Source organism: Clostridium sp. D46t1_190503_E9, from assembly GCF_015555225.1.
Taxonomy (GTDB): domain Bacteria; phylum Bacillota; class Clostridia; order Clostridiales; family Clostridiaceae; genus Clostridium.
In genome coordinates this window covers 13,148-29,629 of the sequence record NZ_JADNKB010000001.1, presented here as the reverse complement: position 1 = coordinate 29,629, position 16,482 = coordinate 13,148, and the positions used below count along the sequence as shown (strand labels likewise).

The window sequence follows — 16,482 nt, the reverse complement described above, 5'->3', positions numbered from 1 at the left end:
TTTTAGTCATTTCTCTGTTAAAAATCAATAAATAAATGGAGGAAATAAAAATGAAAAAAAACAAAATCATCACATCTCTACTAGTTGCAGGAGTTCTAGCTGTGAACTCATCAACAGTGTTTGCAGCTACACTACCGCAAAATCTAAATTCCTTAGAGCAACAAATATCATCAAAGGTTACGCTTAAATCAGATCAAGCATCAGTTGATTACACAAATTTTATAAAAAATGACGGTGGAGAGCAATGGGTTAAACTCACTCTTGAGGGTGCAAAGTTTAATACTAACGACCCTAATAAAATTCTAAAAGCTATTACTCAAAATTATGATGTAAAAACTACTCTTCTTCTTGGTAATGATGGCAAATCGATTGAACTTGGTGTCTTTGAACCTAATGCTGGTATCGAATATTTAGACAACTGGGAAATTACAATCAGCTCTTCAGTGTTAACTTCAGATACTGATGCATCAATTAAGATTCCAGTAAATTATGATATGAATACATCTACTACACCAAAAGTTATTACAAGTAAAAAAAGTGTAACAGTAAGCGAATTAAAAAATGGTTTTGAATTACCTCTTACAGCTATTGGAGGAGCAGTATTTAATACAGATTGTATAGGTAATAATGTACGTATAAGCTTAATGCAAACTGCTAATATTCCTGTAATGGCATATACATTCTGTGACATAAATCTAACAAATGCTTCTTTCTTTATAAAGGCTTTAAATGATATACCTGAATCTGCTACTGAGTTTACATTTAGATTAGAGCAAGAAAGAAATGCTGTTCTTTCACCAGTACCACTAATAGTAAAAATTCCTATCGTAAGATAAATAAAATAAGAAAAACACTAGGAATTAACCTAGTGTTTTTCTCATTTAAATATATTTAATTCATTTAGCTAATAAGTCATTAAATAAATATTTTTAGAAAAGTAATATAAGATCTATAAGACTATTAGTATATTTAATTAATTCATCATAATTAAAAGCATTAGTATTTTTTATAATTCCTTCTAGATTAATATTAAAATCCTTCAAATACTTTAGTAAATAATTTTTACTATTAGTATATCCTACAATAAATGAATCATTTTCTAGACTTTTTACTATATCATCTATTATTACTTTAGCCCTTGAAGCCTTAGTATTTATTTCACTTATAAACTCATCTGCAAAAGATAAGTTATTTTGAATATTTTGTCTCATAATACTTGTAATTTCTCTTAGCATATATATTTCATCATTTAAATCAACATAATTCTTCTTCCCGATTATCTTTTCTATTAACTTTCTATCCAAAATATCCTCCTCAAAATTATTAAAATTAACTTAATATAATTTTAATGTTATTGAGGATAATTTTCAATAGATTGCCCTTTATTAATATACTATATTTCTCTTAATAAATTTGCCATTTCAATAGCTGTTACTGCTGCATCGTAACCTTTGTTTCCTGCTTTAGTTCCTGCTCTTTCAATAGCTTGTTCAATTGAGTCTGTAGTTAAAATTCCAAAAATAACTGGCATTTCACTATCTAAAGAAACTGATGCAATTCCTTTTGAAGCTTCAGCACATACATAGTCAAAATGAGGTGTTGATCCTTTTATAACTGCTCCTAAACATATAATAGCATCATATTTTTTGCTTTTTGCCATTTTCTTTGCTATAAATGGTATTTCAAATGCACCTGGTACTAAAGATAATTCTATATCTTCTTCATTAACTCCATGTCTTTTTAATCCATCTAATGCTCCATCAACTAACTTAGAAACAATAAAATCATTAAATCTTCCTGCTACTATTCCAACTTTTAAATCTTTTCCTACTAAATTCCCTTCAAATACTTTCATTTTTATACCTCCAAAATTTATTAATATAAAATGTGATTCATTTTTTCCTTTTTAGTTTTTAAATAAAAATCATTCACATTATTAGCTTTAATTATGACTGGAACTCTTTCTGAAACACTTATTCCATAACCTTCTAATCCTTTGACTTTTTCAGGATTATTAGTCATAAGTTTCACATTAGAAACTTTTAAAGATTTTAATATAGAAGCTGCTATATCATAATTTCTTAAATCAGGTTGAAAACCAAGTTTTAAATTAGCTTCTACAGTATCATATCCTTCTTCTTGAAGTTTATAGGCTTTAAGTTTATTTATTAACCCAATGCCTCTTCCTTCTTGTCTCATATATAATAAAATTCCAGTACCTTCTTCTCTTATAGCTTTTAGTGCAAAATCTAATTGTTCACCACAATCGCATCTTTTTGATCCAAATATATCACCTGTTAAACATTCTGAATGTACTCTAACTAATACTGAATCAGCATTTTCAATATCTCCAAGGACTAAAGCAACATGTTCTTTGCCAGACACTTTTTCAGTAAATCCATACATTTTAAAATTTCCATATTTAGTTGGCATTTCAATTTCTTCTTCTGTTTGAATTAACAATTCCTCCTTTTGCCTATAGCTAACTAAATCATCTATAGTTATAATCTTTAAATTATGTTCCTTAGCAAATTTAAATAAATCATTTGTCCTTGCCATGGTTCCATCTTCTTTAATGATTTCACAAATCACTCCTGCTTCTTTCAAACCTGCTAATTTTGCTAAATCAACAGCTGCTTCAGTATGTCCTCTTCTTTCTAAGACACCATTTTCTTTAGCTATTAACGGAAACATATGACCTGGTCTTCTAAAATCAATAGGTGTACTATTTTCATCTAATAGCTTTTTAATTGTTAAAGATCTTTCATAGGCAGAAATACCAGTTGTAGTGTCTATATGATCTACAGATACTGTGAAGGCTGTTTCATGATTATCTGTATTTACACTTACCATGCTTCCTATATTTAACTTATCTGCTGTTTCTTTCTTTATTGGCATACATATTAAGCCTTTTCCATAGGTAGCCATAAAGTTTATAGCTTCACCTGTAACCTTTTCTGCTGCCATTAATAGGTCGCCCTCATTTTCTCTTCCTTCATCATCAATTACAATAATCATTTTACCTTCTTTGATTTCATTAATTGCTTCTTCTATTGAATTAAATTTATACATTGAAATTCCCTCCTACATAAAGCCATTTTCCTTTAAGAAACTTTCATTTATTTTATATTCTTTTTTAATCACTTTCTCATTAACTTTTTCATTAAACTTCATAAAGCTTTCGATATATTTACCTACTATGTCGCATTCAATATTTACAAAGTCTCCAACTTTTTTATAAGCTAAAGTAGTTTCGCTACTTGTATGAGGTATTATAGAAAGTAAAAACTTTTCATCATCTACATATGCTACCGTTAAGCTTATTCCATCGATGGCAATTGAGCCTTTTTCAACTATATATTTAATAACAGACGATGAGGGCTTAATTGTTATGAGTATAGCCATTTCATCTTTAGCTATAGATGTTATTTGACCTATACAATCTATATGTCCACTTACAATATGTCCTCCAAATCTACTATTTGCACTTAATGCTCTTTCTAAATTAATTTTTGATCCTATTTTAAGACTTCCTAAATTACTTCTTTTTAATGATTCTAAGACAATATCAGCTGTAAACTCAGTAGTAGTCATACTAATTACCGTTAAACAAACACCATTTACAGAAATACTATCTCCTATATTTGTATTTTCCAATACCTTCTTAGCTTGTACCTTTATCTTGCAATACTTAAGTCCTTTTTTAATTTCCTTTATAATTCCAACTTCCTCAACTATACCTGTAAACAAATTATCACCTCTTTATATATCCAGTTAATAATATATCTTCCCCTAAATTTTCAGTTTTTAAATTATAGATTTTATAAGATTCACTCAATAAGTTTATTCCTTCCCCCTCAATAGAGGTTTTAGAATTTCTACCACCTATTATTCTAGGAGCAATAAATATCATTACTTTATCTACTATTTCAGCTTTTAAAGCAGAAAAATTTAATTCCCCGCCACCTTCTAAAAGAATGCCATCTATTTTTAGTTCACCTAGTTTTATCATTAAATCATTTAAATCAACCTTATTATTTAATGATTTTATAATTAAAACTTCTGCACCAAGTTCTTCTATTAATTTTTTCTTTTTTAAATCTGCATCTTTAGTAGTTGCTATTATTGTTTTATAATTATGTGAGTTTTTTAATATTTTTGAATCTAATGGAATTCTAAGATTACTATCAACTATAATTCTTATAGGATTTCTTCCATTATTAATGTTACAAGTTAAACTTGGATCATCTTGAAGCACTGTATTTATTCCTACCATAATTGCACTTAACTCATTTCTTAATTCATGTACTTTTAATCTTGAAATTTCTCCAGTAATCCACTTAGATTCACCAGTTTTAGTTGCTATCTTGCCGTCTAAAGAAACAGCAGATTTTAAAACAACATAAGGCTTTTTAGTTTTTATATACTTCATAAAAACTTCATTCAATCTAAAACATTCTTCTTCTAATACTCCAACATTAACTTCAATTCCAACTTGTTTTAGTTTATCAATGCTCTTTCCAGAAACTAATGGATTTGGATCTAAACTACCTATTACAACTCTAGAAATTTTAGAAGAAATTAATTTATCTACACAAGGTGGAGTTTTACCATAATGATAGCAAGGCTCTAATGTTACATATATAGTTGCACCTTCAACACTTTCAGTCGAATTGTTAATTGCTTCTATTTCAGCATGATTTCCGCCATACTTTTTATGATATCCTTGTCCAATTACTTTTCCATTCTTTACAATAACTGCTCCTACTAATGGATTAGGATTGACTTTACCTTTTCCATTCTTAGCTAAGTCAATAGCTAATTGCATATATTTTTTATCCATCTTTTAACCCCCATTTTTATTTATAAAACAAAAATGCTCTGAGTAACTTAGAACTCAGAGCATTAAAATACAATAATAAAAATAATTATATAAATAAAAACTTGTTATTTTTATATCAAAGATAGTATTAAAAAAGCTCTGAAATATAAAGATATTTCAGAGCTAAATTAACAATATAACAAATAAAAGTAATTATAAATAAAAATCACTTAAATGTATTATCTTCTTCCATCCAGACTGTACTGTCGGCTTCGGAGTTTCACCGAATCATGCTAAAATAGCTCGCGGGCTTTACCGCCGGTAGGGAATTTCACCCTGCCCTGAAGATTTATTAAATTTTATATTGTTATTTTATTATCAATTCTATTATTTGTCAAGGGTAAATTTTCTAGAAATTTCAACTTCAATGTGAAATTATACCCCATTACCTTATATAATGTTGCTATTAAATTAGCTTTAAAAGTACTTAGCCTCGATATTTCACTAGTCATCACTACAAACACAAAACTTATTTTGTAAATTTATGTACTCTTCATCACTTAAACTATTTAAATACCTTATAAAATGATCTTCACTACAAAAAATTCCTATTTTATTTTCAAATGAGCTTTCAATTAATTTATTTTTGCAATACTTACATTCTTTCATTTTTATCACCCTACCAATAAATCTTACATTATTTATTTTATTTTCAAACAATATTAAACTGATATTACCTTATTATATTACTATAATTATATAATTTTATAACAATAGACTGTGATTTGTATATTTAAATTATTCTATAGCCAAACTAACCATGAAAGGTGGTTATTATGATGAAAAAATTTATTTATACTCTTTTAATATTTTTATGCTTAAACTTTAACATTGTTAAAGCTGAGCCTCAAATACAAACTAATATTTTTAATCAAGGTGTTTATAAAGTGGAGAACATTATTAAAGTCTTAGGTGGAGATTTATCATCTATACAAAACATCTCTAGTGATAAAAGTATTTATTTTCTATTAGTGGATGAAAATCAATCAGTAATACAAGCACTAAAAATAGAACCTAATTCTGCTAAATATGAATTACATAAGCTTAAGCCTAATTATAAGATAATATTAATTGGTGAAGGATCAGCATTTTTATCTTAAAAATTTTAACTTTAAATAATGTAAAATTACCTGAAAGGCGGTTTAATTTATGAAAAAATTTATTTTTATGATATTAATTAGTTTATCATTATCTTTTAATACTGTTTATGCTGTATATCAAGCACCTTCTAAGACACTTACCGAAGGTGTTTATAATGCAAATGACCTTGGGATTCCATTAAATGAGATAAATTATGCTCAAAATGTATCAGAGAAAGGTATTACTTATATCATTATTTATGATGAAGCTGATACTATAGTTCAATCAATAAAACTAATTCCTAGTTCACCTAAGGTTAAATTATATCCTCAGCTAGATCCTAGCTACAAAATAATTGTAGTTGGTGACGGTTCTATAGCTTTATCTTAAATTCAATTTAGGTATATAAGGTTAAAATGATTTTTAATAAAACGTTTAATTCTCAATATCAAATTGCAATTTCACAACCTAATTCTCCACCATCTAATAAAATCTAATAAAACCACAATAAATATACACATTTCAAGTGATTTTATTTTAATTTTAAGCATAGAATGTATTGTTAAATGCAATCATCTTTATAAAGCAAGTGATAATTTTGCAATATCACTAATTTATATTAATCAAATGCTTATAACTACATAAAATTATAAAAGGGGGAAAAGTAATGTTCTGTAAGAATTGTGGAAAGGAAATAGATGATAATGCAGCAGTATGTATACATTGTGGTGTGGCAACAAATCCTACACCTACTGTTGTAGATAATGGTGGATTTGGATGGGGATTATTAGGATGCTGTATTCCGATTGTAGGTTTAATTTTATTTTTAGTTTGGAAAGATACTAAACCTAAAACATCTAAAGCTGCTGGTATAGGTGCTTTAGTTTCAGTTGCTATTTATATATTATTATACTTATTAATTTTTATCATAGGTGCTGCTTCAGCTCCATATGGTTACTAATAATTTTCATGGTTATTAATAAATGATTAAAAAATTTTTCTCTAAATGGTTACCAATTATATTTGGATGTCATTGTAGAGATGATAGATCTTTTTATTTTAAGAATAAAAAATTTCCTATATGTGCTAGATGTACTGGCGAGCTAATTGGCATGATTTGTTCGCCAGTTCTATTTTCTTTTTATCATCCAAATATACTTTTAAATCTAATTTTAATGATTCCAATGCTTTTAGATGGCTTTATACAATTATTGACTCATTACGAAAGTAACAATTTAAAAAGAGTTTTAACAGGATTACTTTTTGGCTATGCTTTAAGTAATATATTTATAATATCAATAATTTTTACATGGAAATGTGGTTATAATTTTGGAAGAAACATTTAGAAAATAATAAAAGATTACCTATTCTTTTATATTTTAAATTATTTAAAATACATAAGATTCATAAGTATTATTAAAAGATTAAATGATTAATGATAAAATAAAAGTTGCATAAGATTAAATGTTAATACTTAATCTTATACAACTTTTTTAATTACTTATCATTGAGTTTAATAATAGTTAGTTTTAATTATTATTTTACTTGGATTCCTCTATATATGCCTTATCAAAGTACACATGTCCAAGCATTGAAACTCTAACTCCCTTAACTTCAGGTTTAGCCCCAGTTGTTTTATTATAGAAGTAAAGTGGAATTATTGGCATATCCTCCATTAAAATATCTTCTGCTTGTTTCATCATATCCCATCTTTTATCTGCATCAGCTTCAACCTTAGCAGCATTAACTAATTCATCATACTTAGGATTTGAATAACCAGCATCGTTGTTTCCTCCACCTGTTACCCATAAATCTAAGAATGTCATAGGATCAACATAATCTCCAAGCCAACCATGTCTTGCAATTTGATATCCACCTTGTTGTCTAGTATTTAAGAATACTTTCCACTCTTGGTTTGCTAACTCTACATTTACTCCAATCTTAGCCCAGTCTTGTTGAATTACTTGTGCTACTAAATTGTGAGATCCTTCTGAATTATACATAAATTCTAAAGTTGGCATTCCTTCTCCATTTGGATATCCAGCTTCAGCTAGTAATTTTTTAGCTTCTTCTATATTAGGTTTTGTTGCATCATAGTACTTTCTATCAGCAAATTCTTCTCCTTTAGCATTTAAGATTCCTTCAGGAACAAAAGCATATGCCGTAGTTTGTTTTGCCTTTGTAACTTCATTAACTATACCTTCTCTATCAATTGCAATAGATAAAGCTTTTCTTACTTTTGCATTACTTAAAACCTTTTTAACATCTTCAGTTAAAGTTGATTGTTTACCAACATTAAATACCAACATGTAATTTCCAAGGTTTGGATGAATTGTAACTAATCCTTCTGCTTGACCACTTTCAATTTCTGCTGGTGGAACTATATCAACCATATCAAATTCTCCAGATTTCAATGAAGCATAAGCAGTATTTTGATCAGTAACTAATTTATAAACTACTCCTGGAAGTTTTATTGAATTTTTATTCCAGTAGTTTTCATTCTTTTCAAATATTAATTGATCTTTCATATCCCATTGAGTCAATTTGAAAGGTCCATTTGAAACATAAGTTTCTGGATCTAGTGCCCAACCTTCTGAATCACTACTAACTATATCTTCTCTTAATGGCATATAAGTTGTAAATGAAGTAAGTTCTAAGAAGTAAGCTGTTGGTGCTTCTAAAGTCACTTTTAAAGTATGCTCGTCTACAACTTCAATTCCAACGTCTTCTCTAGATGCTGTACCTTCATTAAATTTTTGTGCATTCTTTATATAAAATAATTGATAATTGTATTCTGCTGCTGTTTCCTTAGATATAGCTCTTATCCAAGAATATTCGAAATCCTTTGCTGTTACTGGCTCCCCATCTGACCATTTAGCATCCTTTCTTAATTTAAAAGTATAAACTAAATTGTCGTCTGAAACTTCATAGCTTTCAGCAACTCCAGGAACTGCTTTTTCATTTTCATCAAGTTTCATTAAACCTTCAAAAGCATTATCTATTACTGAACCTGCTCCTGATGAAGTGTTTAATGTAGGGTCAAGCGTTTCTGGATCCTCTCCTAAATTATAAATTAATTTTCTTGAATCCTCTTGTTTGCTTTGGCATCCTGCAAATACAGACATTCCAAGAGCAAAAGTTAGTGCTACTGCACAAATTCTTCTTAATTTCTTTGCCTTCATAAAATTGAATCCCCCTTAATATTTATTTTCTTAATTTAATAATAAATTAAACCCCAATGATTTCTTTTCTAAAAATAAAAGAATTTAAATACAATTTAATGTTTATTTATTCTTCTTATTTATACAAATAATACTCTTTAATACATAAAATGTCAATATGTATTTTTCAAAAAAAATAATAATTTATATAAAATTTTTAAATTGTAAGTAGTTTTTATAATTAATTTATTAATAAAAAGCTTATTTCAGTATACAAATTATCAATTATGCTTAATTTCAATTTTTTTCTGTATTTCATTATATTTTTTTATAATTATAAGCTAAAATTAATCACCTTTTTAAATTTAAAACATATTAAAAATACCCCATGAACACAATTTCATAATTCTTAATCCAATATTCTTTAGAAATTTACATATAAAAAGAAAACCATGATATTGTAGTTTATTTAATTACAATATCATGATTTGCCTTAATCTAAATTAAGAATATAGCTACCAAAGTAGTAACAACCAGTCCAATTATAACAGGTTTGAAATTTTTTTTAGTAAGTTCAAAAGGATCTACTCCACATATTGCAGCTACTGGTATTACTGCCCAAGGAACTAAAGTTCCTCCACCAACCCATATTCCTGTTAATTGTCCTAAAGCTGTAAGGGTTGCTATTCCTCCACCTAGTGCAGTTGAGAATATTTGTGAAACTGACCCAACTAAAGATATCCCTGAAAAACCAGAACCATCTAACCCTGTTATTGCACCTACGATTGAAAGTGTACTTGCTGAAACAACAGAATTTATAGGTACTATATTAGCAAGGGCAAGGCCTAAATCATTTACTATTCCATGTGATGCTTCAGGAAGTATCTTACCAAAAATTTCATTAAAGGCTGAATCGCCTAAATAGAAAAATGCAGCAACAGGTATTACAACACCAAATATTTTAAAACCAAATTGCAAACCCTTTACCAAATCATTTGTTACTTTTTCAAGTGATTGTTTTCTATATGATATTACAGAAATTAAGCATAATATAAATACTGCAGTACCACCAATAAGAGCTGTTGCATCATTTCCTTGAAGGTTTGCCTTAATCATTATAACTATATCTAAAGCAAATAACACTACAATTAACAAAGCTAAAGCTCTTCTTAATTTCTTAGATGATATCAGCTTTGTACTTTCCTTATTGCTCTCTTTATTTCCTTCTTTATTGCTTACTTCATCCTCAACCTTATATTCTAGTGTTGTTGCTCCAGATTTAATATCTTTTCTAAGAAAATAGAATCCAGCAACAGTTGTTACAACACCCATTGTTATTGTAAGAGGAACACTAGCTGACATAACACTTGATATAGGGATACCAGCTGCATCTGCAGTAAGCTTTGGTGCTGCTTGAATAATATAATCACTTGATAAAGCAATACCATGTCCAAATAAATTCATAGCCATTGCTACTCCTATAGCTGGAAGTCCTGCTTTCTTAGCAAGTGGTAAAAATAAAGCACCTACAAGTGCCACTGCTGGTGATGGCCAAAAGAACCAAGATAAAATCATCATGACTATACCAATGACCCAATAAGCAATCCAGTAATTTTTAATTACTCCTTTAAATGGGGAAACCATTTCATCATTTATACCAGAATCAATTAAAATACTACTCATAGCCGTTATAACAGAAATGATAAATATCGTCGGCATTAGCTCTTTTGTAGCATAAACAAAACTATTAAATATACCCATAGCTGCTTTATAAAGTGAATCTGTCCCCATAAGCCCTAAAATGAATATACCTAATATACAAATTAGAGATATATCTTTCTTTTTTACCATAGCAACTATAATAACTACTATAAAAAGAAGATAAATGTAGTGTAGTGGTGTTAGAGTTACGTTTATCATGTATTTCTCCACTCTATTAATTACTATAGTATAAATTATGATAATTAAGCTTGCTTAGTTACAGAGTAAGAGTCAAAAAAATACATCTTTCTATATTAAACTACTTTTTATATTAAATAATTAATTTTTTAGCTAGTGTACCATTTTTTATGGAAGATGTGCTTATGGAGAATCTGATGATTTTTATAAAAAATTATATGATTATATAAAAGAAAATAATTTACGTATTTGTAGTGATGCTTATGAGGAATACCAATTAAATGAGCTTTCAACTAAAGATGAAAGTAAGTACTGTGTTAAGATAGAAATAATGGTTGAGGGGACCGGTCATTAGTTTTGTGTAAAAATAAAGAACTTGTACAAAAATACGTAGAATTTTATTTAAGGTTGCATCCAATTGTCCTAAGCCAATTTGAGACCTCTTCTGATGTTGCTGTGCCGTTTACAGCAATACCAGGCAGAAGTATGGACTTTGAGCACTCTTTAGCTATATCTTTTTCAATCTGCCCAAATCCACCGCCTCCATGAGTGCAAAAAGGAATTACTGTTTTACCTTCAAAATTATGTAGTTTAAGAAAACTCATAACTGGTGGAGCTAATGTTTTAAACCAGTTAGGTGTACCTATAAATATTGTTTGATAATCATCTACAGACTCATTTCCTGATATTAGGTTAGGACAAAATCCTCGAGAAATTTGATTTCTTACTTCCTTAGAAGCAGTATTATAATTAAAGGAATAATTCTTATCAGGAATCAATTCTCTTAATGTTCCATTTGTTTGAATTGCTATTTCCAATGCTAAATTCTCAGTATTTTTAAAAAGAGAATAATAAACAATTAGTGTATTATTCATTTATATTACATCCTTTCGATAAAATTTCTTCTTAACTGCTTATATAAAACAAAAATATATATAATTAATCCATATTATACCACATGATTTTTATGGTTACTATATAAAAATCATAACAGAAAGATGTATTGAATACAAAAAGAAAGAGCCTATTTCCTAGGCTCAATAATTTTTAAGTAATTTATATATGACTCATAAGATGAATTTGTTGTTTCATTTATAATTTTGCTACTTAAAATGGAATTTATATAGGTATAATCACGGAAACTTGAGATTTCTTGATAAATATCTTTAAAATGCATACTATTCTGCTCCTACTTTTAACTGCTGTTTTTGTAACACTCTTAGAACTAAATTTACAATTATTCTTTCTTCAATTTTAGTAAACTCTTGCTCTTCTTTAGCATCATTAACTAAACTTTGTTTTTTATTAATATTAACATCAATAAATGTTGCTTTTATTAGTTCAGCAAAAGGTTTTTCATTAAATACTTCTGTAAATCCAATACTTTGTTCATAGGTATCATATTTAATAATTGAATTTTCGTAAACATCACCTTCTTTAGGGTGATTATTAAAAAATTCAAAATCATTTATATTAGCTTTTTCAGTAAAAATTGGTTTCCTAATGTAAGTAATTCTAGTAGTAAAATTAAAAGGTACTTCAACTATACAGTATTTTATATTTCCATAGCTATTTTCTACCCTACCCTCTGCCTTCTCTTCATTAGAAGTTTTAGCTAGATATTCAATGTTATTTCTTATAAAACCTGTAACAAATAATACTCCAGAATTAGTATCGTGAGTATTTGATTGAAATGGAATAAGGTTGGATTTAGTTAAAAGTACATTCATTTTAATTCGCTTAATTTCACTAACTTCTTCATCTAATGAAATAGTATCTTCTACGGAAATTGTTATATTTGTTTCTGCTAATAGGACAGGTAAATTAGCATATAAAGGTTCTGGTTGAATGTTATTTTTTTTAGATATCTCATTTTTTACAACATTATTATAGTTTTCATTTATAAGTTTTTTATCATCCACTTTTAATAACTTTTCATAACTTTCATTTGAGTATTTTTTATCGTCTTCTTTATAACCTTCTTTTACTTTATAACCTTCTTCTATGAATTTTTTATCATTTTCTTCACATAATTCATCATAAATTTCTTCTAATAATTTTCCCTTAGGTGAATCTGTAATATTAGTATTAATATTATTACTTTTATTATCTAAGTACTCATTCGTAGATAAATCATCATCTTTATATTCTAAATTAATCTCTTTATTATTAACTTCTGAAATTTCGGAGATACTTCTTTTTATTCTATCATCATTTATATTATTATCTTCTATGTTAAGAGTTTTAAAAAAGTCAAAAAATTCATTTTGTGTAGTATCAACAATATCATTATTTATTTTATAATTTTCTTCATCATATTTTTTATTATATAAATAATAGCTATTTTGCTTTTTAATATATTCTTCATAATTATTTTGCATATATAAATACTGTTTTTTCTGCATTTTAATATATTCTTCATAGTACTTTTTTGTATTAATATATTGCTGATTTTGCTTTTTTATATAATCCTCATAATTCCTTTTCATATATAAATAATACTTATTCAGTTTTTTAATATATTCTTCATATTGTCTTATCTTAAGTTGATTATAATTTTGCCTTGAATAGTATCTCCTTTCCATAATATCTCCTCCACTTAAGAAATTAATAATTACAATGCAATTATCCTTAATTGTTGTTTTGTAATGCTTTGTTTTGAAAAAAATGTGCAGTTTAAATTAATTAATTAGATATCTAATGTATAATATACAAATTTCTAATTTATTGTACATAAATAAACAAAAGCTTTTCTTCTTTTAATAAATTAATTAAATTAATTACTCTTAATATAATCCTCTTATAACTAAAAAAATTCCTGACAAAACTTATATTAAGTATTGTCAGGAATATGCTTAATAAATATGACTTTTATCTTGAATAAATTAAATTTTATAAGATTAATTTCTTAATTTACTTTATAGATATATAGTTTTTATAGTCCTAATGCTGTAACATTTACTTGTTGATTTTGTAATACTTTCAATGTTAGATTAACTACAACTTTTTCTGTAAGCTTAGTGAAAAGTTGTTCTGTAGGGATATCGCAGTCCTTATATGGATCTGTGTGAATATCAACTTCAGCAATATCTGCTCTTACTAATTCAGTAAATGGTTTCTCATTAAAGAATTCTACATTGAAAAAGCTTTGATCACAAACATTACGTCCAATAACTGGATCTGCACAATTATCGCAACTCTTATTCTTATCTGTGAAGAACTCTACTTCTAGTGGAGCAAAATTTGTAATAAATATTGGTGGTCTACGGAAAGTAATCCTTGTTGTAAAGTTAAAAGGTACTTCAACTGTACAATGTCTTATATCGCCACAAATACTAGTAGATCCTGGTCTATTACAAGTTTTAGTTGCATATTCGATATTCTTTCTTATAAAACCAGCTATAAATAATATTCCAGTACCAAAAAGACCATCTTGAGAAAATGGAATAACTCTAGATTGATTTAAAAATACATTCTTTCTAATTCTCTTAATTTCTATTGCTGGATGATCTAATTTAATAGTAGCTTCAACTGGTATTGTTATATTAGTTTCAGCTATTACAACTGGAACCTTAACAACTACTGGTCCTGGTGCAATAACAGCAGGAGTTACAGGAACTTGTTCAGTTAAAGATTGTTGTAGAGTTTTAACTTCCGCACAGTGCTGTACTACAGCTGTATTTTCAGGTGCAATTTCATTTGTATTTATTTTGTTATCATTCATAATAACACTTCCTCCATTTTATATCTCGTTAATATCGTTAGTTAAACCTTATATTATATAATATATAAAATGCACATTTTGGTGCGTATTTCTAATTTTAAAATATCTATATAATGAGCAAATAAGACCTTTCCTAATTTCTGATTTTCTAATTCTTTCACCATATTATTCGTAAAATTATTATAAAGACAGTTTTTACTAATTGAGATATAGCAACAAATACTCCTATTATATTTATGCTGCCACTGACATTAAGAAGGTTATTTTTACCTATAAAATAAATAAGTAAATTCTAATATCTTACTTTTTATGCTATTTGCATTAATAGAAGAAATAATATAAGATGTTTCGGCTATAGTATCATTAGATATTATTATTGAATTTATATCATTTTTAGCATATCTTGTACATTTATAATTCAAATCATCTTTAAACTGAATTCTTGATAATGAATTCATAAAAACCCTACATATAAATATAGGGTGTATTAAACATAGGTACATTTTTATGACTGCTAATTTATTATACTGCGTTATGTATAATAAGTTACTATATGTTTATTGTGATAACTTACAAATTGATTTGATGAGATAATACATAGTGAAAAAATAAATTTATAAGTTTCTCTAAAATTTTCTAACTTCTGCATATTTAATAAGTAGATAAAATTTTATCTACATATCTATTAATCTATAAAACAATACTTCTAAAGGACGTCGCGTAACGCGACTCCCCTAAAAAAATAAATTTTATATAAAGAGAGGTTTGATAAAATGGAGAAATTAGAAATATTTAAAAATGATGTCTTTGGAGAAATAAGACTACTAGAAATTGATGAGAAGGATTATTTTCAGGCTGTTCAATGTGCTTTAATACTTGGCTATTCAAATCCACGAGCAGCACTAAAGAGACATACGAAATATGCATTTAAACATAAAGTAAAAACTTCAGGAGGAGTTCAAGAAGCCATTTTTATACCAGAAAATGATTTATTTAGACTTATCATTCATTCTAAATTACCTTATGCTAAAAAATTTGAAAGTTGGGTTTTTGATGAAGTTCTTCCAACCATAAGATCTAAAGGAATGTATGCTACAGATAAAGTAATAGAAGAGGGACTAAAGGATTCAACAAGTATTAAAGGGATACTTACTGAATTAAAAGAAGAAAGAGAACAATTAATGTTCGAACTTGAAGAATCTAAAGAAAAGGTAAATTATCACGATAAAGTTCTAAATAGTAAATTATTAATACCTATAACAATTATTGCAAAGGACTATGGAATGTCTGGAATTCAAATGAATAAGATACTTAATTCATTAAGAGTACAATACAAAATTTCAGATAAATGGGTTTTATATCAAGAATACGCACCACAGGGATATACAAGTTCTAAAACATTAAATATCTCTGAGGGGAAATATATAATAGTGACCCACTGGACTGAAAAAGGACGAGTTTTTATATATGAATTGTTGAAGGACAAGCTTGGGATTGTTCCTTTGATTGAGAAATAGAGGAAGTTGTATCAGATTGAATGAATAATCTGATACAACTTTTTATTTAATCTTTAAATATAGTATTATATTGATATCAGGTAATTTTATAAAGATTCATTTTATTTATTATGTGTTATTAAATTAACTTATAGAAATTCAAATATTTTATTTGAATTTTTAATAATTAACTTGTTTTCGAGATAAAAATATAAGAAAATACCCCTTGTCCATTATGTC

At 27.2% G+C, this 16,482-nt stretch carries 18 protein-coding genes and 1 riboswitch; of the genes, 6 read left to right on the top strand and 12 right to left on the bottom strand.

Annotated features, from left to right (window positions below; translation table 11 throughout):
• Positions 1 to 50: 50 nt before the first annotated feature.
• Positions 51 to 836, top strand: coding sequence for a hypothetical protein (locus I2E83_RS00145; protein ID WP_195428121.1), 786 nt, complete (start codon positions 51 to 53; stop codon positions 834 to 836).
• 93 nt (positions 837 to 929) lie between these two features.
• Here I2E83_RS00145 and I2E83_RS00140 read toward each other — a convergent pair whose 3' ends face one another.
• The 6 genes from I2E83_RS00140 to I2E83_RS00115 form a co-directional block, all read right to left on the bottom strand.
• The gene (locus I2E83_RS00140; protein WP_195428120.1) at positions 930 to 1,304 is read right to left on the bottom strand and encodes a hypothetical protein; all 375 of its coding nucleotides are present in this window, start codon (positions 1,302 to 1,304) and stop codon (positions 930 to 932) included.
• 89 nt (positions 1,305 to 1,393) lie between these two features.
• Positions 1,394 to 1,855, bottom strand: coding sequence for a 6,7-dimethyl-8-ribityllumazine synthase (gene ribE, locus I2E83_RS00135; RefSeq protein WP_195428118.1), 462 nt, complete (start codon positions 1,853 to 1,855; stop codon positions 1,394 to 1,396).
• Between the two features lie 20 nt (positions 1,856 to 1,875).
• Positions 1,876 to 3,072 carry a bifunctional 3,4-dihydroxy-2-butanone-4-phosphate synthase/GTP cyclohydrolase II gene (locus I2E83_RS00130; protein ID WP_195428117.1) on the bottom strand — a complete coding sequence of 399 codons (1,197 nt, stop codon included), beginning with the start codon at positions 3,070 to 3,072 and terminating at the stop codon, positions 1,876 to 1,878.
• Between the two features lie 12 nt (positions 3,073 to 3,084).
• Positions 3,085 to 3,750 carry a riboflavin synthase gene (locus tag I2E83_RS00125; protein WP_195263165.1) on the bottom strand — a complete coding sequence of 222 codons (666 nt, stop codon included), beginning with the start codon at positions 3,748 to 3,750 and terminating at the stop codon, positions 3,085 to 3,087.
• Between the two features lie 4 nt (positions 3,751 to 3,754).
• Complete coding sequence (ribD, locus tag I2E83_RS00120; RefSeq protein WP_195428116.1) at positions 3,755 to 4,843, bottom strand: bifunctional diaminohydroxyphosphoribosylaminopyrimidine deaminase/5-amino-6-(5-phosphoribosylamino)uracil reductase RibD; 1,089 nt, start codon at positions 4,841 to 4,843, stop codon at positions 3,755 to 3,757.
• A gap of 216 nt (positions 4,844 to 5,059) precedes the next feature.
• A riboswitch (FMN riboswitch) is annotated at positions 5,060 to 5,175 on the bottom strand.
• Between the two features lie 151 nt (positions 5,176 to 5,326).
• On the bottom strand, positions 5,327 to 5,491 hold the full coding sequence (locus I2E83_RS00115) for a hypothetical protein (RefSeq protein ID WP_195263167.1): 165 nt from the start codon (positions 5,489 to 5,491) through the stop codon (positions 5,327 to 5,329).
• A 167-nt stretch (positions 5,492 to 5,658) separates the two neighbouring features.
• Here I2E83_RS00115 and I2E83_RS00110 point away from each other — a divergent pair, with 167 nt between their 5' ends.
• The 4 genes from I2E83_RS00110 (at position 5,659) to I2E83_RS00095 (ending at position 7,308) form a co-directional block, all read left to right on the top strand.
• The gene (locus I2E83_RS00110; RefSeq protein WP_243241990.1) at positions 5,659 to 5,982 is read left to right on the top strand and encodes a hypothetical protein; all 324 of its coding nucleotides are present in this window, start codon (positions 5,659 to 5,661) and stop codon (positions 5,980 to 5,982) included.
• A gap of 49 nt (positions 5,983 to 6,031) precedes the next feature.
• The gene (locus I2E83_RS00105) at positions 6,032 to 6,352 is read left to right on the top strand and encodes a hypothetical protein (RefSeq protein ID WP_195263168.1); all 321 of its coding nucleotides are present in this window, start codon (positions 6,032 to 6,034) and stop codon (positions 6,350 to 6,352) included.
• 277 nt (positions 6,353 to 6,629) lie between these two features.
• The gene (locus I2E83_RS00100; RefSeq protein ID WP_195263169.1) at positions 6,630 to 6,923 is read left to right on the top strand and encodes a zinc ribbon domain-containing protein; all 294 of its coding nucleotides are present in this window, start codon (positions 6,630 to 6,632) and stop codon (positions 6,921 to 6,923) included.
• A gap of 22 nt (positions 6,924 to 6,945) precedes the next feature.
• Complete coding sequence (locus I2E83_RS00095; protein WP_195428115.1) at positions 6,946 to 7,308, top strand: DUF2085 domain-containing protein; 363 nt, start codon at positions 6,946 to 6,948, stop codon at positions 7,306 to 7,308.
• Between the two features lie 195 nt (positions 7,309 to 7,503).
• On the opposite strand, the gene I2E83_RS00090 is transcribed toward I2E83_RS00095, so the two are convergent.
• The 6 genes from I2E83_RS00090 to I2E83_RS00065 all read right to left on the bottom strand — a co-directional run bounded on the left by I2E83_RS00090 (position 7,504) and on the right by I2E83_RS00065 (position 15,204).
• Entirely contained in the window at positions 7,504 to 9,144 is a 1,641-nt protein-coding gene (locus I2E83_RS00090) for a peptide ABC transporter substrate-binding protein (protein ID WP_195428114.1), read from the bottom strand.
• A 477-nt stretch (positions 9,145 to 9,621) separates the two neighbouring features.
• The gene (locus I2E83_RS00085; protein ID WP_195263172.1) at positions 9,622 to 11,043 is read right to left on the bottom strand and encodes a hypothetical protein; all 1,422 of its coding nucleotides are present in this window, start codon (positions 11,041 to 11,043) and stop codon (positions 9,622 to 9,624) included.
• A 377-nt stretch (positions 11,044 to 11,420) separates the two neighbouring features.
• Positions 11,421 to 11,897, bottom strand: a complete 477-nt coding sequence (locus I2E83_RS00080) for a flavodoxin (RefSeq protein ID WP_195428113.1) — start codon at positions 11,895 to 11,897, stop codon at positions 11,421 to 11,423.
• 303 nt (positions 11,898 to 12,200) lie between these two features.
• The gene (locus I2E83_RS00075) at positions 12,201 to 13,607 is read right to left on the bottom strand and encodes a CsxC family protein (protein WP_195428112.1); all 1,407 of its coding nucleotides are present in this window, start codon (positions 13,605 to 13,607) and stop codon (positions 12,201 to 12,203) included.
• Between the two features lie 350 nt (positions 13,608 to 13,957).
• Complete coding sequence (locus I2E83_RS00070; protein WP_195428111.1) at positions 13,958 to 14,746, bottom strand: CsxC family protein; 789 nt, start codon at positions 14,744 to 14,746, stop codon at positions 13,958 to 13,960.
• Positions 14,747 to 15,012: 266 nt separating this feature from the next.
• A complete protein-coding gene (locus I2E83_RS00065; RefSeq protein ID WP_195263178.1) occupies positions 15,013 to 15,204 on the bottom strand; it encodes a hypothetical protein in 192 nt (63 codons plus the stop codon).
• Between the two features lie 315 nt (positions 15,205 to 15,519).
• Between I2E83_RS00065 and I2E83_RS00060 the strand changes: the two genes are divergently transcribed.
• A complete protein-coding gene (locus tag I2E83_RS00060; RefSeq protein WP_195428109.1) occupies positions 15,520 to 16,263 on the top strand; it encodes a phage antirepressor KilAC domain-containing protein in 744 nt (247 codons plus the stop codon).
• Positions 16,264 to 16,482 lie beyond the last annotated feature (219 nt).

Excerpts from the sequence above, each read along its gene's own strand:
- I2E83_RS00060 (WP_195428109.1), top strand. The coding sequence starts at position 15,520 with ATGGAGAAATTAGAAATATTTAAAAATGATGTCTTTGGAGAAATAAGA.
- I2E83_RS00105 (WP_195263168.1), top strand. The coding sequence starts at position 6,032 with ATGAAAAAATTTATTTTTATGATATTAATTAGTTTATCATTATCTTTT.
- I2E83_RS00080 (WP_195428113.1), bottom strand. The coding sequence starts at position 11,897 with ATGAATAATACACTAATTGTTTATTATTCTCTTTTTAAAAATACTGAG.
- I2E83_RS00085 (WP_195263172.1), bottom strand. The coding sequence starts at position 11,043 with ATGATAAACGTAACTCTAACACCACTACACTACATTTATCTTCTTTTT.
- I2E83_RS00100 (WP_195263169.1), top strand. The coding sequence starts at position 6,630 with ATGTTCTGTAAGAATTGTGGAAAGGAAATAGATGATAATGCAGCAGTA.
- ribE (WP_195428118.1), bottom strand. The coding sequence starts at position 1,855 with ATGAAAGTATTTGAAGGGAATTTAGTAGGAAAAGATTTAAAAGTTGGA.
- I2E83_RS00115 (WP_195263167.1), bottom strand. The coding sequence starts at position 5,491 with ATGAAAGAATGTAAGTATTGCAAAAATAAATTAATTGAAAGCTCATTT.
- I2E83_RS00095 (WP_195428115.1), top strand. The coding sequence starts at position 6,946 with ATGATTAAAAAATTTTTCTCTAAATGGTTACCAATTATATTTGGATGT.
- ribD (WP_195428116.1), bottom strand. The coding sequence starts at position 4,843 with ATGGATAAAAAATATATGCAATTAGCTATTGACTTAGCTAAGAATGGA.
- I2E83_RS00090 (WP_195428114.1), bottom strand. The coding sequence starts at position 9,144 with ATGAAGGCAAAGAAATTAAGAAGAATTTGTGCAGTAGCACTAACTTTT.
- I2E83_RS00130 (WP_195428117.1), bottom strand. The coding sequence starts at position 3,072 with ATGTATAAATTTAATTCAATAGAAGAAGCAATTAATGAAATCAAAGAA.
- I2E83_RS00075 (WP_195428112.1), bottom strand. The coding sequence starts at position 13,607 with ATGGAAAGGAGATACTATTCAAGGCAAAATTATAATCAACTTAAGATA.
- I2E83_RS00110 (WP_243241990.1), top strand. The coding sequence starts at position 5,659 with ATGATGAAAAAATTTATTTATACTCTTTTAATATTTTTATGCTTAAAC.
- I2E83_RS00065 (WP_195263178.1), bottom strand. The coding sequence starts at position 15,204 with ATGAATTCATTATCAAGAATTCAGTTTAAAGATGATTTGAATTATAAA.
- I2E83_RS00070 (WP_195428111.1), bottom strand. The coding sequence starts at position 14,746 with ATGAATGATAACAAAATAAATACAAATGAAATTGCACCTGAAAATACA.
- I2E83_RS00145 (WP_195428121.1), top strand. The coding sequence starts at position 51 with ATGAAAAAAAACAAAATCATCACATCTCTACTAGTTGCAGGAGTTCTA.